This is a genomic window from Agrococcus lahaulensis DSM 17612, assembly GCF_000425105.1.
In the GTDB taxonomy this organism is placed as follows: domain Bacteria; phylum Actinomycetota; class Actinomycetes; order Actinomycetales; family Microbacteriaceae; genus Agrococcus; species Agrococcus lahaulensis.
The window spans coordinates 441,878-465,403 of record NZ_AULD01000005.1; the positions used below are offsets into that span (position 1 = coordinate 441,878).

Below are 23,526 nucleotides of genomic sequence, written 5' to 3' on the forward strand. Positions count from 1 at the left end.
CGGTCATGCTCTGGTCTCCTCGGGCGAAGTGCGCCGGCGCTGACACCGCCGACGATTGCGCAGGCGACGGTACAGGATCCTCCCGGCCGCGGCAACGGTCTCCCGGGCTACCGTGGTCGCCATGACCGCCGGCGAGGAGCTCGACGCCCTCGTCGACCGCGTGCCGCTCGGCGAGAGCCGGCACGAGATCGAGGGGCGCACGTGGAGCATCACGCGCGTCGACCGCGCGGACGGTCGCTCGAGCACGATCGACGGCGAGGAGCTCGGCGGCCGCGCGCGCATGAGCGCGAACGTATGGCGCACGAGCGGCGGCACGGTGCTGAAGCCGTGCGAGATGCCCGCCGAGCGGGTGCTCGAGCTGCTGCGGGCGCTGCCCGAGCGCTGAGCGCTGCGCTGCCGGGCGCGGCGGATGCGTCAGCGCGGCGGCTCGGGATCGGTCACGTCGGCGACCCGGGCGCCGAGGTGCGCGACGAGCGCATCGCCGTCGACGGTCGCGGCGACGCCGTGGTCGCCCGCGCCGATCGAGACGCGACGGCCGAGGATCCGCTCGTCGGCGATCACGGGGAGCTGGCGCGTCGTGCCGAACGGCGTGATGCTGCCGCGGCGGAAGCCCGTGACCTCGAACGCGGCGTCGGCGTCGGGCATCGAGAGCCGGTTGACGCCGAGCAGCTCGCGCAGCTTCGGCCACGCGATCGCGCGGTCGCCCGGCACGAGCACGAGCAGGTGGTCGCCCTCGCCGCGCCGCACGACCATCGTCTTGACGATGTCGCCGGGCTCGACGCCGCGCGCTGCGGCGGCCTCGGCGAGCGAGCCCACGCGGCCGTGGCGGGTGATCTCGTGCTCGAGCCCGGAGGCGGCGAGCGCCTCGAGCGCGGGGTTCGACTCGGCCATGACCCGAGGCTACGCGCCCTCGCTCGCGCTCGCCCTCAGCGCCTCGACGAGCGCGGCGGGGCTCGGCTGCGCGGCGACGCCCGCGACCGGCAGCCCGAGGGCGCGGCAGTCCTCGGCGGTCTGCTCGCCGATCGCGATGACGCGCGCGCCGGCCGGCAGGCCGAGCCGCGCCACCTGCCGCGCGATCGAGCCCGAGGTGACGAGCGCCGCGTCGATCGGCGGCTCGCCGCGCTCGAGCGCGGGGGCGTCGACCGGCACGGTGCGGTAGGCGACGACGTCGGTCACGCGCATCCCGTGCCGCCGGAGGCCCTCGGCGACCGTCGGCCGCGCGTCGAGCGCCCGCGGCCAGAACGCGCTGCCCTCGCGGACCGGCCACTCCGCGACGAGCCCGGCCGCCGATTGCCGCGCCGGCACGAAGTCGACCGGCACGCCCCGCTCCCGGAGCGCCGCGGCGGTCGCGGCGCCGACGGCCGCGACGCGCACGGAGCCGGGCACCGGCGGCAGCACCGGCACGGTCGAGCGGCTCGTCACGACGAGCCAGTCGAAGCCGCCGTCCGCGAGCCGCGCGAGCTCGCGCCCGAGCGCATCCTGATCCTCCGCCGGCACCGTCCGCACGAGCGGGCGCACCACGGGCTCGAACCCGGCCGCGGCCACGAGGCGCGCGACCTCGTCGCCCCAGCTGCCGCCGCGCGGGATCAGGACGCGCATCGTCGGCTCAGCTGCCCGAGCGCGCCTCGTGCACGAGCCCGGCTGCGCCGCCCTCGAGCAGCTCGGCGACCGCGCGCTCGGCGACGTCGCGCGCCGCCTCCGCCAGCTCGCCGGGCTTCGTCGAGTCGAGCGTGTAGGCGTGGGAGGCCGTGAGCTTCCTCGAGCCGTCGGTCGCGTACGCCGAGGCGGTGAGGAAGAGCATGCCGTCGGCGACCTCCGCGTGCGCCGCGAGCGGTGCCGCGCAGCCGGCCTCGAGGCCGGCGAGCACGCGCCGCTCGGCGTCGGCCGCGGCCCGGGTCGACGCGTGGTCGGTCGGCGCGACGGCCTTCCGCGCCGCCTCGTCGCCCGCGCGGATCTCGACCGCGAGCGCGCCCTGTGCCGGCGCGGTCGGGAAGTCGATCACATCGAGCACCTCGGTCGCGCGGTCCTCGAGCCCGAGCCGCTTGAGGCCCGCGAGCGCGAGCACGACCGCGTCGAGGTCGGCGTCCGGTCCCTGCGCCCGCGCGAGCCGCGTCGGCACGTTGCCGCGCAGGTCGACGACGTCGAGGTCGGGGCGGGCGAGCCGCAGCTGCGCCATGCGCCGCGGCGAGCCGGTGCCGACCTTCGCGCCCTCGGGCAGCTCGGCGAAGGTGAGCCCGTCGCGCGCGCATAGCGCGTCGCGGGCGTCCTCGCGCTTCGAGACCGCGGCGAGCTCGATGCCCTCGGCGGGTGCCGTCGGGAGGTCCTTCATCGAGTGCACCGCGACGTCGACGCGGCCCTCGAGCAGCGCATCCCGCAGGGCCGAGACGAACACGCCCGTGCCGCCGATCTGCTGGAGCGACGAGCGGTCGGTGTCGCCCTGCGTCGTGATCGGCACGAGCTCGACCTCGGCGTCGAACCGCTCGGCGAGCGCCGCGCACTGGGCCATCGCGAGCTCGGAGCCGCGCGTGCCGACCTTGAGCGCGGTCACGGCTGCAGCCCCGCGATCGCCGGCCGGAACCCGAGCCGCGGGTTCTCGCAGCAGCCGGGGCGGCACACGTCGTACCAGGGGTGGATCGAGGTGACGGCCTTGCGCTCGGCGACCGGCCGGCCCTCGAGCCGCTCCTGCACGAGGTCGACGAGCGCGCCGACGTACTGCGGGTCGACGCCGGGCGTCGGCGCGCGGCGCACCCACAGCCCCGCCTCGGTCGCCGTCTCGATCGCCTCCTCGTCGAGGTCCCACATGACCTCCATGTGGTCGCTCACGAAGCCGAGCGGCACGATCACGACGGCCTTCCGGCCCTCCAGTGCCTCGATCGCGTCGTTGATGTCGGGCTCGAGCCACGGCTGCGACGCGGGCCCCGAGCGCGACTGGTAGACGAGCTGCCACGCGACGCCCGGCGCCGCCTCGGCCATGACGTACTCGGCCGCCGCGAGGTGCTGCGCCTCGTAGCCGCCGCCCGGCCCCCACTGGTGCAGGTCGGGCGCGCCCGAGCGCTCGGCGTCGGCGGTGGGGATGCTGTGGGTCGCGAAGAGCACCTCGACCTCGGCCTCGGCGAAGCCCGCCTCGCGCGCCTCGGCGAGGCTCGCGCGCACGCCGTCGACGAACGGGGCGAGGAAGCCCGGGTGGTTGAAGAACTGCCGCACCTTGTCGATCTGCATCGACGACTGGAGGCCCGTCGCCTCGAGCGCGTCGGCCCAGTCCTCGCGGTACTGGCGGCACGAGGAGTAGGACGAGTAGGCGGAGGTCGGGATCGCGAGCAGCTTCGAGGCGCCCGCGTCGGCGGCCTGCTGCAGCGCCTCGTCGAGGTAGGGCGCCCAGTTGCGGTTGCCCCAGTAGACGGGCAGGTCGAGGCCGGCCTCGGCGAGCGCCGCCTCGAGCGCGGCCTTGAGCTCGCGGTTCTGGTCGTTGATCGGGCTCACGCCGCCGAAGTGGCGGTAGTGGGTCGCGACCTCCTCGAGCCGCTCGTCGGGGATGCCCCGGCCGCGCGTGACGTTGCGGAGGAACGGCAGCACGTCGTCCTGCCCCTCCGGGCCGCCGAAGCCCGACAGCAGGATGCCGTCGTAGGCGACGGGCTCCTCGACGTGCTCCGGGCCGGCCTGCGCGGGCTCGGTCGCGCTCGGCACCGCGGCGCCGGGCTCGAGGTGCACGCCGGTCGCGGCGGGCGCCTTCGTCTCGCGGCGGCCCTGCTGCGCCGCCTGCTGCTGCTCGGGCTGCGCCTGGACGGCGCCCCCGCAGCACCCGCCGCCGCAGCAACCGCCCTGTGCCTGTGTCGACTCGCTCATGCGAGCACCTCCTCGATCTCGTCGATCGTGATCCGTCGGCCCGTGAAGAACGGGATCTCCTCGCGCACGTGCAGGCGCGCATCCACGGCCCGCAGCTCGCGCATCATGTCGACGAGCTCGACGAGCTCGTCGGATTCGAGCGGCAGGATCCACTCGTAGTCGCCGAGCGCGAACGCCGCGACGGTGTTCGCGACCACGCCGCGGTAGGCGGCGCCCGCGCGGCCGTGCTCGGCGAGCATGCGGGAGCGCTCGGCGGGGTCGAGCAGGTACCACTCGTAGGAGCGGTTGAACGGGTAGACCGTCACCCACTGCTTCGGCTCGATGCCGCGGAGGAACCCGGGCACGTGCGACTTGTTGAACTCCGCGTCGCGGTGCACGCCCATCGCGCCCCACGACTGCGTCGTGCCCGAGAGCTCGCGCGAGCGGCGCACGCGACGCACCGCGGCCTGGAGCGCCTCGGCGCCCGTGCCGGCGCCAGGCGTGCCGTGCATCCACACGAGCACGTCGGCGTCGGCGCGCATGCCCGAGACGTCGTAGATGCCGCGCGTCGTGACGCCCTCGGCCTCGAGCGCCGCGATCTCCTCGGCGAGCGGCGCTCCGCCGGTGCCGGCGCCGCCGCGGCGGTGCACGCTCCAGATGGTGAACCCGTCGCCCAGCGCTCCTGCCTGGGGCGATGCCTGCTCGCTCATGCCTCTCCTCGTCCTCTCGGTTCCACGGTGCCGTGCACCGGGGTGCCGGATGCGTCCTCCGGCTCGGTCGCGGCGGCCTCGTCGTCGAGGTCCTCGGTCCAGGGGGTGCCGGCGATCGCGAAGCGCTCCCGGCGGATGCGGAGGGCCGCCTCGCGCGCGTCGGGCACGACTTGCGCGAGGCCCGTGCCGGCGACGGCGGCGCCGACGACCTCGAGGTTCTCGTGCTCGGCCGCGGCGTCGCGGAGCGCCTGCTGGCGGCGCTTCGCGCCCACGATCGACGAGGGCTGGCCCTGCTCCCAGCGCACGCGGGCGCTCGCGAGCGGCTGCGGCAGGTCGATGCCGAGGATCGCCTTCGCGTCCTCGAGCGCGAGCGCCGCGGCTGCAGCGTCGTCGAGCCCCTCGGTCGCCGGGGCGGCAGTGCCCGAGCCGTAGGAGAGCCGCACGACCTCGCGGCCCGCGGCGGCCTCGCGCAGCCACGGCCACTTCGCGCTCGAATGCGTCATCGCCTTCGCGCGCACGCCCGTCGCGTCGGCGGCGACGAGCACGCCCGTGCCGCGCGGGTCGCCCTCGATCGCGCCGGCGGGGAAGACGAGCGTGACGAGCTCGACGGTGACGCCGCCCTCCCGTTGATCGAGCAGCCCGACGGAGTCGGGCGCATCGAGATCCGTCTCGATGCGCGACCTCTGGTCGCTGCTCGACGAGCGGATGGAGCCGAGCACGCGGCGCGCCTCGCGGTCGGGGAGCGCGACGACGAGCGACGACGCGTCGAAGCGGCCCGCATCCGTCTGCACGCGCCAGCCGGTCGCGGTCTTCGCGGCCGACAGGGCGCGCACGCCCGTGCGCAGCTCGGCGCGGTGCTCGCGCGCGCGCTCGGCGAGCGCGGCGGTGATGCGGTGGATGCCGCCGCGGATGCCCTGCACGGCAGAGCCCGGCCTGCCGACCTGCTTCGCGGCGCCGGCGCGCTCCTCGAGCACGAGCGCGACGGCGCCCGAGAGCGAGCCGGCGCGCGTGATGGCGTTGTTGAGCCCGGGTGCGACGACCGCGATGTCGAGCAGGTCGGGGTCGGCGGAGTAGACGCCCCCCGCGAGCGGCGCGACGAGCCGGTCGAGCGCCTTCTGCCCCATGCGGCGGCGCACGAGCGGGCCGAGCGCCTCGTCCTTGCCGATCTTGAGCACGGGCATGAGCCGGTCGGCGTAGGCGCGCAGCGCCCCGCCCCAGCCGAGCGCGTCGATGACGTCGCGCGCGAGCGGCACGGCGGGGATGCCGAGCAGCGTCTGCTTCGGCAGCGGCACCGCGCGGCCCGGCAACTGGAGCCACGCGCCGGCGGGGTTCGGGTCGACGATGTCGTCGGCGAGGCCCAGCTCGGTCGCGAGCTCGGCGACCGCGCCGCCGCGGGTCGCGAACGACTCGGCGCCCGCGTCGAGCGCGAGCCCGTCGACCTCGATGCCGCTCGCGACGCCGCCGAGCCGCTCGCTCGCCTCGAGCACGAGCACGCGGTAGCCGCGGCCCGCGAGGTCGTGCGCGACCGTGAGCCCGGCGACGCCCGCGCCGAGCACGATCGTGTCGTGGGTCGGCGCGCTCCGGCCGGCGGACGCATCCGCCGCCGACGAGGGCCGAGCGAGGTCGTCGGTCACCGAGCGTGCACCGCCTGCACGATGCGCGTGAGCACCTCTGGGTCGGTCGTCGGCGGCACGCCGTGGCCGAGGTTGAACACGTGCGCGCGGGCGACGGAGCCGGCGAGCATGACGTGGTCGATCGCGGCGACGATGATCTCCCACGGCGCGCCGAGCACGGCGGGGTCGAGGTTGCCCTGCACCGTGACGTCGCCGTCGATCCGCTCGAGCGCGGCGTCGAGCGGCACGCGCCAGTCGACGCCGACGGCGTCGACGTCGAGGTTCATCGCCGAGTAGAGCTCGCCCGCGCCGACGCCGAAGTGCACGAGCGGCACGCGGGCGCCGGATGCGTCGGTCAGGTCGCGCACGCGGTCGAGCGCGAGGCGCGACGCGGGGGCGACGTGCTCGCGGTACTGCTCGAGCGGCAGGGAGCCCGCCCACGAGTCGAACAGCTGCGCGGCGCTCGCGCCCTCCTCGACCTGGGCGCGCAGGAACCGGCCGGTGACGTCGGCGGCCCAGCGGGTGAGCGCGTCCCACGCGTCGGGGTGGGCGCGCATGAGGGTGCGCGCCTCGAGGTGGTCCTTCGAGGGGCGGCCCGCGACGAGGTAGGCGGCGAGCGTGAAGGGCGCGCCGGCGAAGCCGATGAGCGGGGTCGAGCCGTCACCGATCTCGGCGAGCCCGGCGATCGTCCGCCGCACGCCCTCGCGCACCGGGTCGAGCGCGGCGTCGAGCACCGCGGGGTCGTTCGCGACGAGCCGCGCGACGTCGTCGGGCGTGCGGATGGGCTCGGCGACGACCGGGCCGACGCCGGGTGCGATCTTCACGTCCACGCCCGCGAGCTTGAGCGGCACCATGATGTCGCTGAAGAAGATCGCCGCGTCGACGCCGTGGCGGCGGACCGGCTGGAGGGTGATCTCGCTCGCGAGCTCGGGCACGAGGCACGTGTCGAGCATGTCGCGGTCGGGGCCGTCGGTGCGCGCTCGCAGCTCGCGGTACTCCGGCAGCGAGCGACCCGCCTGCCGCATGAACCACACCGGGGTCGTCTCGGGTCTGTCGCCGCGGTACGCGCGGACGAGCGGCGAGGCGCCGGTGCGCGCGTTGAGCGGGTGGTTCTCGGGCAGGGCGGTCACTCTCCCATTGTCCCACGCGGGCGGCTCGCCGACCTGGCGCCGGCTGTGCGCCAGCCATGAGCGTGCGGTCGGTGCCGTGCGGCTCAGCCGGTGCCGGAGCCTGCGCCGAGGTGGCGCGCGGCGAACGCGAGCGCATCGCTCGCCATGTCGGACGGGAGCTCGTGCCCGACGCCCGAGTAGGTGCGCTCCTGCAGCACCGCGTGCGCCCGCAGCCAGTCGATGGCGGCCGCGACCGACCCCGCGGGGATGACGTCGTCCGCGTCGCCGATGCCGAACCAGACCGGCAGCGCTGCGAGCGAGGCGCTCGGGGGTGCGCCGTCGCCGAGCACGAAGCCCGCGACCATCGCGACCGCCGCCACGCGCGCCGGCTCCTGCCGCGCGACGTGCAGCGCCATCATCGCGCCCTGCGACCAGCCGACGAGCGCGATGCGGCGCCCCGGCAGCTCGTCGTCGAGCCACGCGAGGATCCCGGCCGCGACCGCCGACGGCGAGCCGGTCGCCTCCTCGGGCTCGCCCACCCACTGCCAGCGCTCGCCCCGCGGCAGCGGGCCGCGCAGCGAGACCGCGCCTACAGCATCCGGGACTCGCGCGAAGTGGGCAGTCCAGTCCCGCTCGTCGCCGCCGCGGCCGTGCAGCAGGACGACGACGGGCCGGGCGTCGCCGCGCGTGCCCGCACGCCACACCGCCGCATCCGCGTCGATGGCGATCGCGCGGGAGCCGTCGGCGACGCTCACGCGGCTCCCGTCGGCTCGCGCACCGGGGCGGCCTCGATCTCGAAGCCCTGCGCGCGGAGGCGCTCGACGAGCACGTGGCCGAGCGCGGTCGCGGGCGTGAGCACGCCGCCCCGCGGGCTGCAGCGCTCGCCGTCGACCGCGAGCGCGAGCGCCGCCTCGCCGAGCATGACCGACGTCGCGGCATAGCCGGGGTCGCCCTGCGCGGCGAAGGTCGCCTCCAGGCGGTCGCCGCGCTCGGTGCGGGTCGAGGTCACCATCCGGAAGTACCCGCGCTCCCGCACCTCCTCCGACGGGCCCTCGCCGGGCGCGGGCAGCGCGGCGTCGACGAGGCGGCGGAGCCCCGGCGTCGCCATCGCGGCCGCGAGCGCCGCGACGCCGGCCGCGAGCCCCGCGGCGCGCAGCCTGCCGCCGACGCCGCGGCCGGTCGGCACGATCTCGCGGTAGCGGAAGCGGTCCCCGCAGCCGTGGCCCCGCAGCGCGTGCGAGCGCAGCACGAGGCGCGTGTTATAGGAGGCCATCACGAACGGCGCCGCCCACTCCCCCGTCTCGGCGTCGCGGAAGTGGCGGGACGCATCCGCCGCCTCGCGCACCGGCACGCCGCCCGTGAGCGCGCCCGGGTCGGCGAGGATCTCGCGCAGCCGCGGGTCGCCCTGCGCGCGCTCGAGCTGCGCGCGGAGCGAGTCGATCGTGCCGCCGCTGATGCCGCCCGCGAGCTCGCGCACGCGCAGCGTCGTGTCGGTGAGGCCGCCCGCGCCCCGCTCGTCCGCGAGCGCCGCGAGCACGTGCACCGAGAGGTCGGATGGCACCGAGTCGAAGCCGCAGGAGACGACGAGCCGCGCGCCGCTCGCCTCCGCCCGCTCGTGGCAGCGCTCGACGAGCTCGCGCACGAACAGCACCTCCCCGGTGAGGTCGAGGTAGTCGGTGCCGGCGTCGGCGCACGCCTCCGCGAGCGGCAGTCCGTGCCGGAGGTACGGCCCGACGGTGCTCACGACGACGCGCGAGCGCTCCGCGAGCGAGCGCAGGCTCGCGGGGTCGCCGCTGTCGGCGAGGGCGAGCAGCCACTCCGAGGCCGCGGGGCCGAGGCCCGCCCGCACGCGCTCGAGCCGCTCGATCGAGCGGCCCGAGAGACCGACGCGCAGGTCGGCAGGTGCCGCCGCCGCGAGGTGCTCGGCGACGAGCCGGCCGACGAAGCCGGTCGCGCCGTAGAGGATGAGGTCGAGCTCGCGCATGCCGACAGCGTGACCTCGCCGCCTCCCCGTGCGCTGTGCGATCGCTGACGGCGGACGGCGAGGGCTCGGAGCGGGGTACACGGGCGCGGTAGGATGCTCTGGTGCTCATCTGCCTGACGGCGAGTCACAAGAACGCCGACTTCAACGCCCTCGAGGCGCTGTCGTCCGCCGACGCCTCCGCCCTCCCCAGCTCCTTCGCCGCCCACCCCGCGGTCGAGGGCGCCGTCGTCATCTCGACGTGCAACCGCTTCGAGGTCTACCTCGACGTCGACGCCGACGAGCACGAGGAGGCGGCCGGCATCGCGCAGGGTGCCGCCGCCGACGCGCTCGGCTTCCACCAGCCCGAGACCCTCGAGCCGCTCGTCGACACCCGCGCCGCCGAGCACCTCTTCTCGGTCGCCGCTGGCCTCGAGTCGGTCGTCATCGGCGAGGGCGAGATCGCCGGTCAGGTGCGGCGCGCGCTCGCCTCGGCGCAGGAGGCGGGCACGACCTCTCCGCACCTCGAGCGCCTCTTCCAGCGTGCCTCCGAGACGCAGCGCAGCATCAAGAACCGCACCGGCATCGGCGAGGCGGGTCGCTCGATCGTGCGCCTCGCGCTCGACCTCGCGAGCGCTCGGGTCGACCTCGCCGGCGCGCGCGTGCTGCTCGTCGGCACCGGTCGCTTCGCCGGCGTCTCGCTCGCCGAGCTGCGCCGCCGCAGCGCGAAGCACATCGAGGTGTGGAGCCCCTCGAACCGCGGGGAGGGCTTCGCGCGCAGCCACGCGATCGGCTACGTCGACCCGCGCGACGCGGCGCTCGCCGCCGCGAGCGCCGACGTCATCGTGACCTGCACGAGCTCCGACCAGCACGTCGTCGACGCGGCCCTGCTGCGCGCGGGCCGCGAGCGGCTCGCCGCGACCCACGCCTTCCCGGGCGCCGCCGAGCACGCGCACGACGCATCCGTGTGCCCGATCGGTCACGACTCGGCCGCCTCCTGCCCGGTGCACTCGACCGGTCACTCGAGCTCGCACGAGTGCCCCGTCGAGCACGGCCGCGCCGCGCAGCTCGTGGTCGACATGGGCATGCCGCGCAACGTCGACCCCGACGTCGCGACCGTGCCGGGCGTCGAGGTGCTCGACCTCGAGACGATCCGCATCCACGCGCCGCTCGAGCACCTCACCGCGACCGAGGACGCGCGCGACCTCGTGCGCAAGGCCGCGCGCCGCTTCGAGCGCGGCACCGCCGAGCACCAGGTGGGCTCGGCGATCGCGACGCTGCGCGAGCACGTCGAGGATGCGCTCGAGGCGGAGCTCGCGCGCATCGGCAAGCGCGGCACCGAGGCCGAGCGCAAGCTCGCCGAGCAGGCGCTGCGCCACTTCGCGGGCGTCGTGCTGCACAAGCCGACCGTGCGCGCCCGCCGGCTCGCGGCCGAGGGCCGCCACGACGACCTCCTCTCGGCGATCGACGCGCTGCTCGGCGACGACTCCGCCGCGTGACCCGCCTTGAGTCGGGCGACGAGCCGACGACGGGCTCCCACGGCATCCTGCCGCCCGCGGGCGTCGAGACCGATCCGCGCGACACCGCGGGCGAGGCTCCCGAGCGGCGTCGCCGCCTCGTCGACCTCGCGCCCCTGAAGGCGAGCCGCGCCTTCGCGCGGCTGTGGATCGGCACCGCGATCAGCGGCATCGGCGCGCAGATGACGATCGTCGCGGTCGGCCTGCAGATCTTCGACATGACCGGCAGCACCATGATGGTCGCGCTCGTCGGCGGCATCGCGCTCGTGCCGATGATCGTCGCGGGCCTCTGGGGCGGCATGCTCGCCGACGCCTTCGACCGCCGCACGCTGCTCATCGCGTCGAGCCTCACCGGCTGGGCGGCCGTGCTGGGCCTCGTCGCGCTCTCGGCGTGGGACGCGTCGCTCGTCGCGGCGGGCGAGCGCGCCCACGTGTGGCCCTTCTACGTGCTCACGACCATCAACACGGTCGCCGCCACGATCTCGGGCGCGACCCGCTCTGCCGTGACCCCGCGCATCCTGCCCGCGCACCTCATCTCGCGCGCGGCGGCGCTCAACGGCATCTCGTTCGGCACGATGCTCACGGTCGGGCCGGCCGCGGCCGGCGTGCTCGTCGCGACCGTCGGGCTGCCGATCACCTTCGCGATCGACGCGGTGCTCTTCACCGCCGGCTTCCTCGGCATCATCGGGCTGCCGAAGCTGCCTCCGCTCGGCGCGGTGTCGAAGCCGGGCCTCGAGTCGCTGCGCGAGGGCTGGCGATTCCTCGAGCACGCACCCAACATCCGCATGTCGTTCCTCGTCGACATCATCGCGATGACGTTCGGTCGCCCCTTCGCGCTCCTGCCGGCGGTCGGCGCCCTCGCGATCGGCGGCGGCCCGGTCACGGTCGGCGTGCTCACGGCGGCCGCCGCGATCGGCACGCTGCTCGCGAGCCTCTTCTCCGGCCCGGTCGCGCACGTGCACCGGCACGGCATCGCGATCGCCCGCGCGATCACGGTCTACGGATGCTTCGTCGGGCTCGTCGGCGCCGTCATCCTCGCGATGACGCTCGGCCTGGGCGGCGAGGTCGGCCCCGACTGGACGCGGGTGTCGTGGCCCGCGCTCATCGTCGCCGCGATCGGGATGGCCGGCATGGGCGCGAGCGACGAGATCAGCGCGATCTTCCGCTCGACGATGATGCTCACGGCGACGCCCGACGACATGCGCGGCCGCACGCAGGGCCTCTTCCAGGTCGTCGTCGCGGGCGGGCCGCGCCTCGGCGACCTCTACGCCGGCGCCGTCGCGAGCCTCGTCGCGCTGTGGGCGCCGCCGCTGTTCGGCGGCCTCCTCATCGTCGTGCTCATCGCGGTCGTGACGCGCGCGCAGCGCTCGTTCCTCGCCTACGACGCGCGCACCCCGACGCCGTAGGGCTCGGCGCCGCGCGACTCGGAACGACACCCGGACGCTGAGGTTGGGATGCGCGAAGCCTCAGGCGGCCTTGCGCGCCGACCGTTGCAGACAGCGTTACCGTGACGGCGAAGGGCATTCACGAGGTCGGGGTCCCATGCGTCACGAGCAGGCTCAGCAGGTCGAGCCGCCGCCCCTGCTCCACGACCAGCTCGCGTCGGTCTCGGCGCCGACCCAGGCCTGGTCGCACCGCGACGGCACCATGGACGACCACCCCATCCACGGCCTCTTCCACGGCGACTGGCGCTTCGCGCGCCGGGTCGAGCTGCGCGTCGACGGCGCGCCGGTCGAGCACCTCGCCACGTCGAGCGCGGGCGACTGGGCGCTCATCCGCGGCATCGCCCGAGCGCTCGACTCGGAGCCGGGCGACGCGCGCATCGCGGTCGAGCGGATGCGGGAGGTCACCCCGGGCGCGGTGCTCGAGCGGGCGACGGTCGTGAACGGCCGCGAGCTGCCGATCGACGTGCGCATCGAGCTCGCGGTCGACATCGCCTTCTGCCCCATCGAGCGCGTGCGCGACGGCCGCGGCGACCCCGTGCCCGTGCACCTCGCGATCGAGGGCGCCGATGCGGTCGCGACCGACGGCATCCGCACCCTCCGCGTGCGCAGCCGCGGCGGTGCCGTCGAGCTCGTCGACGGCCGCGTCGTCGTGAGCCACCGCGCGATCGTGCAGCCCAATGACTGGTGCGGGCTCTCGGTCGAGCTGCTGCTCGACGACGCGTCCCTCGCGGTCGAGGGCGCGATCGTCGACGCGCCGAGCCGCGGCCTCGAGCCGACCGGCCGCCCGGCGCTCGATCGCTGGGGCGAGCGGGCGGTCGCCGATCTCGAGGATCTCCTGCTCGACGTCGGCAGCGGCCCCGTGCTCGCCGCCGGTGCGCCGTGGCGGCTGATGATGGTGGCGCGCGACGCGCTGAGCGCGGCGCGACTGCTGCTGCCGCTCGGCACGTCGCTCGCGGAGGCCACGCTCCGCACGCTCGCTGCGCGTCAGGGCGTGCAGCACGACGGCCGCACGGGCGAGCAGCCGGGACGCATGATGCACGAGCTCTCGCCGCACCGTCCCGCGGGCGTCCGCGCCGGCGCCGAGCTGCCCCCGACCTTCACCGACTCGATCGACGCGACGCCGCTGTGGATCGTGCTGCTCCACGACGCCTGGCGCGCGGGCCTGCCGCTCGAGGCGGTGCGCGAGCTGCGCACCGCGCTGCACGCCGCGCTCGGCTGGCTGGGGCAGCAGGTGGGCGACGGGTTCCTCACCCTGCCGGGCGGCGACGTCGCGGTCGGCGACGGCCCCGAGCTGCCGCGCGACGCCGAGGGCGAGCCCGCCGAGGGTCCCGTCGCGACCGCCCGGCTCCAGGCCCTCGCGTGCCGCGCCGCGGTGGGCGGCGCCGCGCTGCTCGAGGCGCTCGGCGACGACGGCGCGCCGTGGCTCGAGTGGGCCGAGAGACTCCGCCGCCGGTTCCGTGCCGCGTTCTGGGTGGTTCGCGGCGACGATCGCCATCCCGCGATGGCGATCGACGGAACCGGCGGGCGGCTCGACTGGCTCTCGGCCGATCTCGCGCACCTCATCGGCTCGACGCTGCTCTCGCGCGACGAGGAGCGCACGGTGGCAGGGCTGCTGCTCGACGAGCGCCTGTCATCCGGGTTCGGCCTGCGCTCGATCGCGGTCGACGCCCCCGGCTACTGGCCGCTCGCGTGGAACGGCGGCGCGATCCGGCCGCACGACACGGCCGTCGCGATCGAGGGCCTCCTGCGAGCGGGGCTCGACGACGTGGCACGCCGGCTCGCGGGGCAGCTCGAGCGGGCGGCGGAGGCGTTCGACGGCTCGCTGCCCGAGCGCTACGCGGGCTACGGCCTCGCCGATGCGAGCGTTCCCGTGCCGCTCCCGGGCGCGGGCGCGCCCAACGCCCGGAGCGCCGCGGCGGTCGCGCCCGCCTGGCAGGCGCTCGGCGCCCAGCGCCCCGACCACGCGCCGCGCCGCGAGCGCCACCTGCACGCCGTCGAGCCGCTGACCATCGTCCCGAGAGAGGCGACGTCGGGTGAGGCTCGCTTCAGCAGCATCGGCGGCGCGTCGCCGCGTCGCGCGCACGTGCGGCTCATCGACGGCGGCTGGCCGCCGTCGATCTGAGGGCGGGGCCTCGCGCGACACCTGCCGAGCGTGGAGATCTCGATACGTGAATGGGGGCGGCTGCGGCCGCTCCCATTCACTACTCGATCTTGAGCGCGCAGGACGGAAGGCGGCGGTGCCGCCTTCCGTCCTGCGCGCTCAACCCTTCGCGGAGCCCGCCAGCAGGCCTCTCACGAAGTAGCGCTGCAGGCTGAAGAACACGATGAGCGGGATGATGAGCGACACGAAGGCGCCCGCGGTGAGCCGCTCCCAGTTCTCCCCTCGCGATCCCGCGAGCTCGGCCAATCGTTGCGTCAATGGCGCGGTATCCGGTGTACCGGTCGAGAAGACGAGCGCGACGAGCAGGTCGTTCCAGACCCAGAGGAACTGGAAGATCGCGAACGACGCGATCGCCGGCATCGCGAGCGGCAGGATGATGCGGAAGAAGATCTGCCCGTGGCCCGCGCCGTCGACGCGCGCCGCCTCGATGACGTCGGCGGGGATGGCGGAGATGAAGTTGTGCAGCAGGAAGATCGCGAGCGGCAGGCCGAAGATCGCGTGCGCGATCCACACCGGCAGGTACTGCCGCTCGCTGATGAACGGCACGGCCTCGTGCAGCGCCGTCTGGAACGGCTGCAGGAACGTCACGAACAGCTGCAGCAGCGGGATGAGCGCCATCTGCAGCGGCACGATCTGGAGCGCGAAGACGATCACGAACAGCGTCGACGAGCCCTTGAACTTCACCCACGCGAACGCGTAGGCCGCGAGGCACGCGAGCACGAGCGGGATGAGCGTGCCCGGGATCGCGATCGCGAGCGAGTTGACGAAGTACTCGCCGAGCTGCGGAGACGACGCCGACGACGAGAACAGCACCTCGCTGTAGTTGGCGAGCGTCAGCTGCGGGTCGGAGAAGAACGTCCACCAGCCGGTCGTCTGGATCTGATCGGCGGGGCGGAAGGACGACAGCAGTAGGCCGAACGTCGGGATCGTCCAGACGACCGCGATGACGAGCGCGGCGATCGTCGCCCACGGGCTCGTCAGGCGCCGCTTCACGCGATCGGCGCGGGTCCGCACCGCCGGCGCGACCTCGTCGGGGGTGACCTCGGGGTCGGGGGTGAATGCGACGGAGCTCATCGGATCGCCTTCTGCTGGTTCAGGACGCGGATGTTGTAGATGACGATCGGCATCACCATGATGAACAGGATGAGCGCGAGCGCCGCGCCTCGGCCCGGCTCGCCCGAGCGGAACGCCTGCGTGTACATCTCGTTGGCGACGACGGAGGTGTTGAAGTTGCCCGCGGTCATGGTGCGGACGATGTCGAACACCTTGAGCGTCGCGATCGAGATCGTCGTGACGACGACGACGAGCGACGTGCGGATGCCGGGCACCGTGACGTTCGCGAACCGCTGCCACGGGTTCGCGCCGTCGATCTCGGCGGCCTCGAGCTGCTCGGTCGGCACGCCCTTGATGGCGGCCGAGAGCACGACCATCGCGAAGCCCGTCTGGATCCAGATCATCACGACGATGAGCGCGAGGGTGTTCCACGGGCTGTTCTGCAGGATCTGCTGCGGCTCCCCGCCGAACCAGACGAGGATCTGGTTCACGAGGCCGATCTGCTCCTGCTCGGGGCCGCGGTAGGCGTACATGAAGCGCCAGATGATGCTCGCGCCGACCATCGAGATGGCCATCGGCATGAAGACGAGCATCTTGTAGACGCGCTCACCGCGGCTCTTGTCGATGAAGACCGCGTACGCGAGCCCGATGGCCGTCGACAGCAGCGGCACGAGGATGACCCACACGACCGTGTTGGCGAGCGTCACGAGCGCCTCGGGCTGCGTGAACATCCAGACGAAGTTGTCGAGCCCGTTGAACGCGCCGGTCTTGTCGGTGAAGGCGAGCAGCGTCGTGCGGATCGCCGGGTAGACCAGGCCGATCGTGAGGAGCAGCGCCGAGGGCAGCAGGAAGACGAGCATGGGCTTCGAGTCGTCGTCCTTGTCGGCGAGGTAGCCGAGCAGCCCGACGATGCTGAGCGCAGCTGCTGCGGCCCACGGCCACACGCCAACGGGCTGCTCCTGGCCGCCCTCGAGCACGAGTGCGACGACCACGACCGCCGCCGCGGCGAGCAGCCACGCGACGAGCCGGGCGCTGCGGCGGATGCGATCGGGCAGGAACGCGATGGCCGCGGTCGCGACGAGCGCGCCGACGAGCGGCCAGCCCACGATCGTGGCGGCGAGCACGAGGGCGGGCGTGACCCAGTCGAGCGCCGGGATGCGCTCGGCCGACTGGGCGGCGAGCACGACCGCGACGACGATGGCGGCGCCGACGCCGCGCAGCACCGCGCTGCGCACCGCGGGGCTCGCCGGCTGGAGCAGGCGGTCGAGCAGCCACTGGAGGACGACGATCGCGATGCCCGCGACCCCGACGGCGATCGCCGCGTTCGTGAGCGCCTGCGTCATCCACGGGACCAGGCCGTAGAGCAGGCGCGCGAGGAGCGCGATGAGCGCGAACGCCGCGATCAGGATGATGCGCGGCCGCAGCCCCGTGCGCCAGCTCGCCGCACGCGGCTTGTCCTCTGGTCGGTCGAGGAAGGCGAGGAGCAGCGCCACCACGGCGCCGAAGGCCACCAGGCCCACGAGCACCTGCAGCAGCTTGCCGACGAGATCCATCGAGGTCATGCGCACCCCATCCGTTCGTGAGACGTGCCGATGATGCGGTGCGGGGGCCGCGTCGCGACCCCCGCACGCGCGTCATGCGACTACTGCGGCCAGCTCTGCTCGATCTGCGAGAGCACGGTCGCCGTGTCGGCGCCCGACACCCAGTCGACCAGGCCGCTCCAGAACGTGCCGGCGCCGACTGCGCCCGGCATGAGGTCGGAGCCGTCGAACCGGAACGTCGTCTCCGGGTCCTGCAGCGTCTCGACCGCGGACTGCAGCAGCGGGCTGCTCGCGTTCGCGGGGTCGAGGCCCGAGTTGGCGGAGATGACGCCGCCGAGCGAGACGCGGCTGTTGGCCCACGTGTCGCTCGAGAGGAACGTCTGCACCGCCACGACCTCCTCGTCGTCGCTGAACGCGCCGACGAACTCGCCGCCGCCCGTGACCGCGGCCGCGTCGGCCTCGGTGCCCGGGAGCACGAAGGCCCAGACGTCGCCGTCCTCGGCAACCGTGACGGAGTTGTCATCGCTCCAGAAGCCCTCGTAGAACGAGGCCTGGTGGTGCATCGCGCACTCGCCGTCGAGCACCGGCAGGCCGGCCTCGCCGAAGTCGGTCGTCGCGATCGTCGACACGTCGCCGATGCCGCCGTTGACGTACTCGGGGTTCTTGATCAGGTCGCCGACGCGGTCCATCGCCTCAGCGATCTGCGGGTCGTCGAACGGGATCTCGTGCGCGATCCACTGGTCGTAGACGTCCGGGCCGTGCAGGCGCAGGACGTAGTCCTCGATCCAGTCCGTGCCGGGCCAGCCCGTCGCCTCGCCGGAGCCGAAGCCCACGCACCACGGCGTCGTGCCCGACTCGGCGATCGTCGCGGTGAGCTCGTCGAGCTCGTCGAGCGTCGTCGGCACCTCCCAGCCGTTCTCCTCCCAGAGCGCCGGCTGGTACCAGACGTAGCCCTTCACCGACGCCATGAGCGGTGCCGCGTAGAAGGTGCCGTCGACCGTGCCGTAGTTGCGCCAGTCCTCGGTCCAGAACTCCTCCGCGTTCGCGGCGACGCTCTCGGGCGCCGGCAGGAGGCTGCCGGTGCCGGCGATCGACGCGAGCAGGCCCGGCTGCGGGAAGATTGCGAGGTCGGGCGGGTTGCCGCCCTGCACGCGGACGTTGATCTGCGCCTCGAACTCCGCGGAGCCCTCGTAGACGACGTCGATGCCGGTGCACTCCTCGAACTCGGCCCAGGACTCGTTGAGGCGGTTCGCCTCCTCGTCGAGGATCGTGCCGTAGACGTTGACCTCGGCGCCGTCGAAGGTGCCGTAGTCGGCGTAGGCCTCGCAGCCCTCGGCGGCAGCGCCGGTGCTGCCGGGCGCCTCCGACGCGCCGGGCTCTGCGTCGCCGACACAGCCGGTGAGGGCGAGTGCCGCGACGCCCGCGATGCCGAGCGGCACCGCGATCCTGCGTGCGTGCTTCACGTGAACTCCTTCGCTCAAACTCAGCGGATGAGCACGTGCCGCGAAACGACGCGCACGGCGGCGTGCTCGAAACCGGAACCGGTTCCACTTCGAGCGACCGTAGCGCACGCGGCCGCCGGATGCACTCAGCAACGATGTTTCGATTCGGCAACGATCCTCACGGCCGCTCGTTGGCGGAAGCCCTCCACAAGGCTATGGTCGGAACCGGTTCCGATGATTGGGAGGGCGGTCATCCGCCCGGGCGCGAGGAGGCGGCCGTGCCGAGGCTCGACGACGTCGCCCGTGCCGCGGGCGTCTCGAAGGCGACCGCGTCCCGCGCGCTCTCGGGCGCATCCGGTGTCGCGGCGAGCACTCGCGAGCGGGTGCAGCGCACCGCCGACGAGCTCGGGTTCCGGGTGTCCGGCGCCGCGCGACGGCTCGCGACGGGCATGACCCGCACGATCGGCGTGCTCACCCCGTCCGTCAACCGCTGGTACTTCGGCAGCGTGCTCCACGGCATCGCGCACGCCGCCGACGCGCACGACCACGACGTGCTGCTCTACGACCTCGGCGCGTTCGGGCGGGGCGGGCACGAGAAGTTCGAGCGATTCATGACGCGTGGGGAGGTCGACGGCCTCGTCACGATCACGTGGAGCCTCGTGGGCGGCGACCTCACGCGCCTCGCCGACCTCGGCATCCCGGTCGCGACCGTCGGCGAGCCCACGCGGCACACGCGCTCGTTCGCGCTCGACGACGACGCGGCGGGCGAGCAGGCCGCCGAGCACCTCGTGCGGCTCGGCCACACCGACCTCCTGCACATCGCCGCCGAGCCCGAGGTGCAGCCCTTCGAGGCCTCCTCGTCCGATCGCCGCGAGCGGGCGTTCGAGCGCGTGTCGGCCCGGCACGGCCTGCGCATGCGACCGGCCCTGACGGTGCCGACGACGCTCGAGGGCGCGCACGGCGTCGTGCGCGAGGTCATCGGCCGCGCCGACCGCCCGACGGGCATCGTCGCCGGCACCGACGAGGTCGCGATGGCCGCGCTGCTCGCCGCGCACCAGCTCGGCATCCGCGTGCCCGAGGAGCTCTCGGTCATCGGCGTCGACGACGTGCCGGCCGCCGCGGCGTTCGGCCTCACGACGATCCGCCAGGACCCGGCGCAGCACGGCGAGGACGTCGTCGCGTGGATCATGGCGGCGCTCGACGACCCGGACGACGAGCCGGATCGCAGCCACACGGCGTACTCGCCGGTGCTGATCGTGCGCTCCTCGACCGCCCCGCCGAGCTGACGCGTCGGCGCTACTCCCCCTGCACGCGGTCGTAGGCCGGCTGCCGCAGCCGGTGCGCCCACTCGTACTCGCGCGCTCCGGGCAGCAGCCGGCGGCCGGCGTCGAAGCGCAGCAGCGGATCGAGCGGACCGGGGCGACGCCGCAGCTCGAGCTCGCCGAACCGATGCCATGCGCCGCGCGGCCGCGCGACGAGCAGCTCGAGCCGCCACGGCTCGGCGGCGAGCCGCTCGGCGAGCTCCTCCGGGTACGGCGGCAGGTCCGCGGGTGCGACCGTGCGGGCCGCGAGCAGCACCGGCCCGCTCGGGGAGCGGTACGGCAGGATCGCGTGGAGGTGGGCGCGCGACGGCGAGCGGTGCGCGCGGAGGACGAAGCGCCACGGCCAGCCAGCGCCGGTCGAGGCGAGCTCGAGGTCCGCGGGCCCCTCCGGCCCGTCGAAGCGCACCGCGAGGCCGATGACGTCGGGCAGCGGCGCCGGCACTCCCGCCGAGCGGGAGGCGCGAGCGAGCACGGGCAACGGCCCCGGGTGCGCGTCGTCGATCCATGCGATGCCCGTGCGGAGGGGGCTCCCGGTGCGGCGGATCTCGCCGTGCAGCACGACGCCGTGCGGGTGCACGGGGTGCGGCCGCCGCACCGCCGCGAGCGTCGCGAAGGCCGCGCCGAGCGCGCGCCCGGCGACGCCCGCGACCGTCGCCGCGGCGGCCTCGCCGGTCGACCGAGGCGGCGACGGGATCGGAGCGGTCACGTCGACGACAGCATCAGGCTCATCATCGCGGCCTGCACGGCCTCGATCGAGCGGTGCACCTCGCGGCTCGCCCACGATCGCTCCGCGAGCTCCGCGCCGCGCGCGAGCAGCCGCTCGCGCGGCACGTCGGGGAAGATCGGCGGCAGCGCCTCGGCCCCGTGCAGGATCGCGAGCGCCGCGCCGACCGTCGGGTCGTCGGCGCCGTCGAGCACCTCGAGCGCGCGGGCCTGCAGGGCGTCCTCGACGTCGCGGCGCTCGCCGCGCTCCCAGCGCTCCCGCCAGCGGATGCCGAGGAAGCGGTCCTCCTCCCGAGCGAGCACGCCGGCTGCCGCGAAGTCCTCGAGCAGTTCCCGGCGCACGCGGCTCGTGGGGGCGCTGCGGCCGCCCCAGCCGGCGACGATGCTGAGCGCCTGCGACGGCGTCGCGCCGTCGATCCGATCGACGAGCGGCTCGAGGTGCGGGTTCGTCGTGCCGCTCGCGGCGACGAGCACGCCCGGATCGGCTCCCGGCTCGCCGGGCGCGACCACGCGCATCCGCCCGTCCACCACGAGCTGCGCGAGGGCGGCCCCCGCCATCGCGATCCCGAGCGACGAGTCCTCGATGAGGGGCGAGCCCTCGTCGTCGTCGATGGCGAGCAGCAGCACCGCCTCGGGGATCGTCAGCGCCATGGCCCCACGGTACGCCGTCCGCCCGCCGTGCGCACCCGTCGCCGGCGTCGTCAGCTGCTGCTCGACGACGGCACGATGACGGTCGCGATGAGCACCGCCGTCATCGCCGCCTGCACGGACGCGATCGCCTCGCGCACCTCGCGGCTGCCCCACGACGCCTCGGCGAGCGCGTCGCCGCGGCGCTTGAGCGCGTCCTTCGGCAGGTCGGGGAACACCTGCGGCAGCGCGCCGGCGCCGTGCAGGATCGCGAGCGCCGCCTCGACCTCGAGATCCTCCTGAGCGGCGGGGCCGTCGCCTGTCACGAGCGCTCGCGCGCGCTGCTGCAGCGCGTCCTCGAGCTCGCGCCGCTCGCCCCGCTCCCAGCGCGTGCGCCACGTGAGGCCGAGGAAGCGGTCCTCGTCGCGAGCGACGACGCCGGCCGCGGCGAAGTCGTCGAGCAGCTGCCGCTTGAGCTTGCCGCTGTCGCCGCCGAGGCCCGCGATCGTCGAGAGCGCGTCCTTGGGCTTCTTGCCCTCGATGCGGGCGACGAGCAGCTCCAGGCGCTCGTCGGTCGAGCCGCCCGCGGCGACGAGCCGGCCGGGCTTCGCGCCTTGCTCCCCCTCGCCCGCGATGCGCACGCGGCCGTCGAGCAGCAGCTGCGCGAGAGCGCCGCCCGCGAGCGCCGCGCCGAGCGCCGAGTCGTCGATGAGCGAGGTGCCGCGCTCGTCGTCGAGCGCGAGCAGCAGCACGGCCTCCGGGATGGTGATGTCCATGCCCCGACGCTACGTCGCGACGCAGCCCGACGCATCCCCCGACCGAGGGTCGTCGCGCGGGGGATCCGGGCGCGCCGCGCCCGCTCGTCTTGGAGCGCACGGCGCCTGTGGTGGAGACTGGCACGATGCAGGAACTCGCGATCCTCGCGATCGTCGTCATCGTCGCCCTCGCGTTCGACTTCACCAACGGCTTCCACGACACCGCCAACGCCATGGCGCCGTCGGTCGCGACCGGTGCGCTCAAGCCGAAGCCGGCCGTCGCGCTCTCCGCCTCGCTCAACCTCGTGGGCGCCTTCCTCTCGATCGAGGTGGCGAAGACCGTCGGCTCGGGGATCGTCGACCTCACGGGCGTCGACGGCGAGAGCCTCATGCTCATCGTGCTGTGCGGGCTCACGGGCGCGATCGTCTGGAATGTGCTGACGTGGCTCTTCGGGCTGCCGTCGTCGTCGAGCCACGCGCTCTTCGGCGGACTCATCGGCGCGACGATCGCGGCGCTCGGCGTGACGGGCGTGCTGTGGGGCGGCGTCGCGCAGAAGATCCTCATCCCCGCGCTGCTCGCGCCCGTCATCGCCGGGCTCGTCGCCTTCTGCGGCACTTGGCTCGTGCAGCGCGTGACCGCGAATCTGAGCGAGCGCGGCGAGAAGCGCGGCTTCCGCATGGGCCAGATCGGCGCGGCGTCGCTCATGTCGCTCGCGCACGGCACGAACGACGCGCAGAAGACGATGGGCGTCATCTTCCTCGCGCTCGTCGCGCACGGCTCGCTCGACCCGGACGCCGACATGCCGCTGTGGGTGCGCGTCGTGTGCGCCGTCGCGATCGCGGCGGGCACCTACATGGGCGGCTGGCGCGTCATCCGCACGCTCGGGAAGGGCATCGTCGACATCTCGCCCAGGCAGGGGATGTCCGCCGACTTCTCGAGCGCATCCATCATCCTCACCTCGAGCCACCTCGGCCTGCCGCTCTCGACGACGCACGTCGCGTCGGGCTCGGTCATCGGCTCGGGGCTCGCGCGCACCGACGCGAAGGTGCGCTGGTCGGTCGCGCGCCGCATGCTCATCGCGTGGCTCATCACGCTCCCGGCGTCGGGCGCGATCGGTGCGCTGTGCTTCGTCATCGCGGGGCTCTTCGGCCACCTGTGGGGCTCGATCGTCGTGACGGCGCTGCTCATCGCCGCGTGCGCCGCGATGTGGCTGCGCTCGCGCCTGAGCCACGTCGGCTCGCACAACGTCACCGAGGAGTGGGAGCAGCCGAAGAAGGAGCGCAAGCGCGAGATCGACCGCGAGCTGAGCGCGGTCGCCTCGCACGTCGCGCCCGTCTCGCGGCCGCGCAAGCGGAAGAAGCGCAAGCGCGAGCGCGAGGCGCGGGAGCGGGAGGCGCGCGAGCAGGAGGCACTGCGCCAGCAGGAGGCGCTCCCCGAGCAGCAGGCGCCGCGCGACGAGCGAGCACCGCACGACCACGGGGGGACGGCCTGATGGGCATCGACTTCGGCGCGCTCGCGATCGCGATCGCCTCCGTGCTCGGCGTCGGGCTGCTGCTCGGCGCCGGCATCCCGCTCATCTACGCGATCGGCATCCGCTCGCTCGAGAGCGAGCGAGCCGGCTCGACGCTGCTCGGCCGGTCGCTCCTCGGCCTGTGCGTGCTGCTCGCGCTCGCGGGCATCGTCGTGATCGTCTTCGGCAAGCAGCTCTTCGGCATCTGACGCGCG

Annotated in this window: 22 protein-coding genes; 7 read left to right on the top strand and 15 right to left on the bottom strand. The window is 74.6% G+C overall.

Annotated elements, in window-relative coordinates; translation table 11 throughout:
* Positions 1-121: 121 nt before the first annotated feature.
* Positions 122-385, top strand: a complete 264-nt coding sequence (locus H508_RS0102665; RefSeq protein WP_026372923.1) for a hypothetical protein — start codon at positions 122-124, stop codon at positions 383-385.
* 29 nt (positions 386-414) lie between these two features.
* Here the strand turns inward: H508_RS0102665 and H508_RS0102670 are convergent, their stop codons facing one another.
* The 9 genes from H508_RS0102670 to H508_RS0102710 all read right to left on the bottom strand — a co-directional run bounded on the left by H508_RS0102670 (position 415) and on the right by H508_RS0102710 (position 9,238).
* Complete coding sequence (locus H508_RS0102670; protein WP_026372924.1) at positions 415-891, bottom strand: aminoacyl-tRNA deacylase; 477 nt, start codon at positions 889-891, stop codon at positions 415-417.
* A gap of 9 nt (positions 892-900) precedes the next feature.
* The gene (locus tag H508_RS14120) at positions 901-1,599 is read right to left on the bottom strand and encodes a uroporphyrinogen-III synthase (RefSeq protein WP_035253679.1); all 699 of its coding nucleotides are present in this window, start codon (positions 1,597-1,599) and stop codon (positions 901-903) included.
* A 7-nt stretch (positions 1,600-1,606) separates the two neighbouring features.
* Positions 1,607-2,548 carry a hydroxymethylbilane synthase gene (gene hemC, locus H508_RS17775; RefSeq protein ID WP_026372925.1) on the bottom strand — a complete coding sequence of 314 codons (942 nt, stop codon included), beginning with the start codon at positions 2,546-2,548 and terminating at the stop codon, positions 1,607-1,609.
* Positions 2,545-3,843 carry a ferrochelatase gene (locus H508_RS17780; protein ID WP_245569427.1) on the bottom strand — a complete coding sequence of 433 codons (1,299 nt, stop codon included), beginning with the start codon at positions 3,841-3,843 and terminating at the stop codon, positions 2,545-2,547. Before H508_RS17780 ends, hemC begins: the two co-directional genes overlap by 4 nt.
* The gene (hemQ, locus tag H508_RS0102690; RefSeq protein WP_035253680.1) at positions 3,840-4,532 is read right to left on the bottom strand and encodes a hydrogen peroxide-dependent heme synthase; all 693 of its coding nucleotides are present in this window, start codon (positions 4,530-4,532) and stop codon (positions 3,840-3,842) included. The genes H508_RS17780 and hemQ overlap by 4 nt, the downstream gene beginning before the upstream one ends.
* Positions 4,529-6,166, bottom strand: a complete 1,638-nt coding sequence (gene hemG, locus H508_RS14125; protein ID WP_051222569.1) for a protoporphyrinogen oxidase — start codon at positions 6,164-6,166, stop codon at positions 4,529-4,531. Before hemG ends, hemQ begins: the two co-directional genes overlap by 4 nt.
* Positions 6,163-7,275 (bottom strand): uroporphyrinogen decarboxylase, encoded by a 1,113-nt coding sequence (gene hemE / locus H508_RS0102700; protein WP_026372928.1) that lies wholly within the window; start codon positions 7,273-7,275, stop codon positions 6,163-6,165. The genes hemG and hemE overlap by 4 nt, the downstream gene beginning before the upstream one ends.
* A gap of 83 nt (positions 7,276-7,358) precedes the next feature.
* Complete coding sequence (locus H508_RS16555) at positions 7,359-8,009, bottom strand: alpha/beta hydrolase (RefSeq protein ID WP_026372929.1); 651 nt, start codon at positions 8,007-8,009, stop codon at positions 7,359-7,361.
* On the bottom strand, positions 8,006-9,238 hold the full coding sequence (locus H508_RS0102710) for a saccharopine dehydrogenase family protein (protein ID WP_026372930.1): 1,233 nt from the start codon (positions 9,236-9,238) through the stop codon (positions 8,006-8,008). Before H508_RS0102710 ends, H508_RS16555 begins: the two co-directional genes overlap by 4 nt.
* A 101-nt stretch (positions 9,239-9,339) precedes the next feature.
* Here H508_RS0102710 and H508_RS14135 point away from each other — a divergent pair, with 101 nt between their 5' ends.
* From H508_RS14135 to H508_RS14140, 3 genes are all read left to right on the top strand, one after another.
* Positions 9,340-10,713 (top strand): glutamyl-tRNA reductase, encoded by a 1,374-nt coding sequence (locus H508_RS14135; protein WP_035253681.1) that lies wholly within the window; start codon positions 9,340-9,342, stop codon positions 10,711-10,713.
* The gene (locus tag H508_RS0102720) at positions 10,710-12,137 is read left to right on the top strand and encodes an MFS transporter (RefSeq protein WP_245569428.1); all 1,428 of its coding nucleotides are present in this window, start codon (positions 10,710-10,712) and stop codon (positions 12,135-12,137) included. The genes H508_RS14135 and H508_RS0102720 overlap by 4 nt, the downstream gene beginning before the upstream one ends.
* Positions 12,138-12,273: 136 nt before the next feature.
* Positions 12,274-14,298: a glycogen debranching N-terminal domain-containing protein gene (locus tag H508_RS14140; RefSeq protein WP_051222571.1), complete on the top strand. Its 2,025-nt coding sequence runs from the start codon at positions 12,274-12,276 to the stop codon at positions 14,296-14,298.
* A gap of 138 nt (positions 14,299-14,436) precedes the next feature.
* On the opposite strand, the gene H508_RS14145 is transcribed toward H508_RS14140, so the two are convergent.
* From H508_RS14145 to H508_RS0102740, 3 genes are all read right to left on the bottom strand, one after another.
* Positions 14,437-15,411 carry a carbohydrate ABC transporter permease gene (locus H508_RS14145; protein WP_021010649.1) on the bottom strand — a complete coding sequence of 325 codons (975 nt, stop codon included), beginning with the start codon at positions 15,409-15,411 and terminating at the stop codon, positions 14,437-14,439.
* Positions 15,408-16,301, bottom strand: coding sequence for a carbohydrate ABC transporter permease (locus tag H508_RS17635; RefSeq protein ID WP_245569451.1), 894 nt, complete (start codon positions 16,299-16,301; stop codon positions 15,408-15,410). Before H508_RS17635 ends, H508_RS14145 begins: the two co-directional genes overlap by 4 nt.
* A 731-nt stretch (positions 16,302-17,032) precedes the next feature.
* Positions 17,033-18,394 (bottom strand): ABC transporter substrate-binding protein, encoded by a 1,362-nt coding sequence (locus H508_RS0102740; RefSeq protein WP_035253690.1) that lies wholly within the window; start codon positions 18,392-18,394, stop codon positions 17,033-17,035.
* 257 nt (positions 18,395-18,651) lie between these two features.
* Here H508_RS0102740 and H508_RS14150 point away from each other — a divergent pair, with 257 nt between their 5' ends.
* Positions 18,652-19,659 carry a LacI family DNA-binding transcriptional regulator gene (locus H508_RS14150; protein WP_035253698.1) on the top strand — a complete coding sequence of 336 codons (1,008 nt, stop codon included), beginning with the start codon at positions 18,652-18,654 and terminating at the stop codon, positions 19,657-19,659.
* Positions 19,660-19,669: 10 nt separating this feature from the next.
* Here the strand turns inward: H508_RS14150 and H508_RS14155 are convergent, their stop codons facing one another.
* The 3 genes from H508_RS14155 to H508_RS0102760 are packed head-to-tail and all read right to left on the bottom strand — an operon-like array spanning position 19,670 to position 21,821.
* A complete protein-coding gene (locus tag H508_RS14155; RefSeq protein ID WP_051222573.1) occupies positions 19,670-20,401 on the bottom strand; it encodes a hypothetical protein in 732 nt (243 codons plus the stop codon).
* Positions 20,398-21,069, bottom strand: a complete 672-nt coding sequence (locus tag H508_RS0102755) for a GOLPH3/VPS74 family protein (RefSeq protein ID WP_026372934.1) — start codon at positions 21,067-21,069, stop codon at positions 20,398-20,400. The genes H508_RS14155 and H508_RS0102755 overlap by 4 nt, the downstream gene beginning before the upstream one ends.
* Positions 21,070-21,119: 50 nt before the next feature.
* A complete protein-coding gene (locus H508_RS0102760) occupies positions 21,120-21,821 on the bottom strand; it encodes a GOLPH3/VPS74 family protein (RefSeq protein ID WP_026372935.1) in 702 nt (233 codons plus the stop codon).
* A gap of 125 nt (positions 21,822-21,946) precedes the next feature.
* Between H508_RS0102760 and H508_RS14160 the strand changes: the two genes are divergently transcribed.
* Positions 21,947-23,293 (top strand): inorganic phosphate transporter, encoded by a 1,347-nt coding sequence (locus H508_RS14160; protein WP_084154976.1) that lies wholly within the window; start codon positions 21,947-21,949, stop codon positions 23,291-23,293.
* The gene (locus tag H508_RS0102770) at positions 23,293-23,520 is read left to right on the top strand and encodes a hypothetical protein (protein ID WP_035253699.1); all 228 of its coding nucleotides are present in this window, start codon (positions 23,293-23,295) and stop codon (positions 23,518-23,520) included. Before H508_RS14160 ends, H508_RS0102770 begins: the two co-directional genes overlap by 1 nt.
* Positions 23,521-23,526 lie beyond the last annotated feature (6 nt).

Bases quoted from the DNA above. Each gene is read 5' to 3' on its own strand.
- H508_RS0102665 (WP_026372923.1), top strand. From the start codon at position 122: ATGACCGCCGGCGAGGAGCTCGACGCCCTCGTCGACCGCGTGCCGCTC.
- H508_RS0102670 (WP_026372924.1), bottom strand. From the start codon at position 891: ATGGCCGAGTCGAACCCCGCGCTCGAGGCGCTCGCCGCCTCCGGGCTC.
- H508_RS14120 (WP_035253679.1), bottom strand. From the start codon at position 1,599: ATGCGCGTCCTGATCCCGCGCGGCGGCAGCTGGGGCGACGAGGTCGCG.
- H508_RS17780 (WP_245569427.1), bottom strand. From the start codon at position 3,843: ATGAGCGAGTCGACACAGGCACAGGGCGGTTGCTGCGGCGGCGGGTGC.
- hemQ (WP_035253680.1), bottom strand. From the start codon at position 4,532: ATGAGCGAGCAGGCATCGCCCCAGGCAGGAGCGCTGGGCGACGGGTTC.
- H508_RS0102710 (WP_026372930.1), bottom strand. From the start codon at position 9,238: ATGCGCGAGCTCGACCTCATCCTCTACGGCGCGACCGGCTTCGTCGGC.
- H508_RS14140 (WP_051222571.1), top strand. From the start codon at position 12,274: ATGCGTCACGAGCAGGCTCAGCAGGTCGAGCCGCCGCCCCTGCTCCAC.
- H508_RS14145 (WP_021010649.1), bottom strand. From the start codon at position 15,411: ATGAGCTCCGTCGCATTCACCCCCGACCCCGAGGTCACCCCCGACGAG.
- H508_RS0102755 (WP_026372934.1), bottom strand. From the start codon at position 21,069: ATGGCGCTGACGATCCCCGAGGCGGTGCTGCTGCTCGCCATCGACGAC.
- H508_RS0102760 (WP_026372935.1), bottom strand. From the start codon at position 21,821: ATGGACATCACCATCCCGGAGGCCGTGCTGCTGCTCGCGCTCGACGAC.
- H508_RS14160 (WP_084154976.1), top strand. From the start codon at position 21,947: ATGCAGGAACTCGCGATCCTCGCGATCGTCGTCATCGTCGCCCTCGCG.
- H508_RS0102770 (WP_035253699.1), top strand. From the start codon at position 23,293: ATGGGCATCGACTTCGGCGCGCTCGCGATCGCGATCGCCTCCGTGCTC.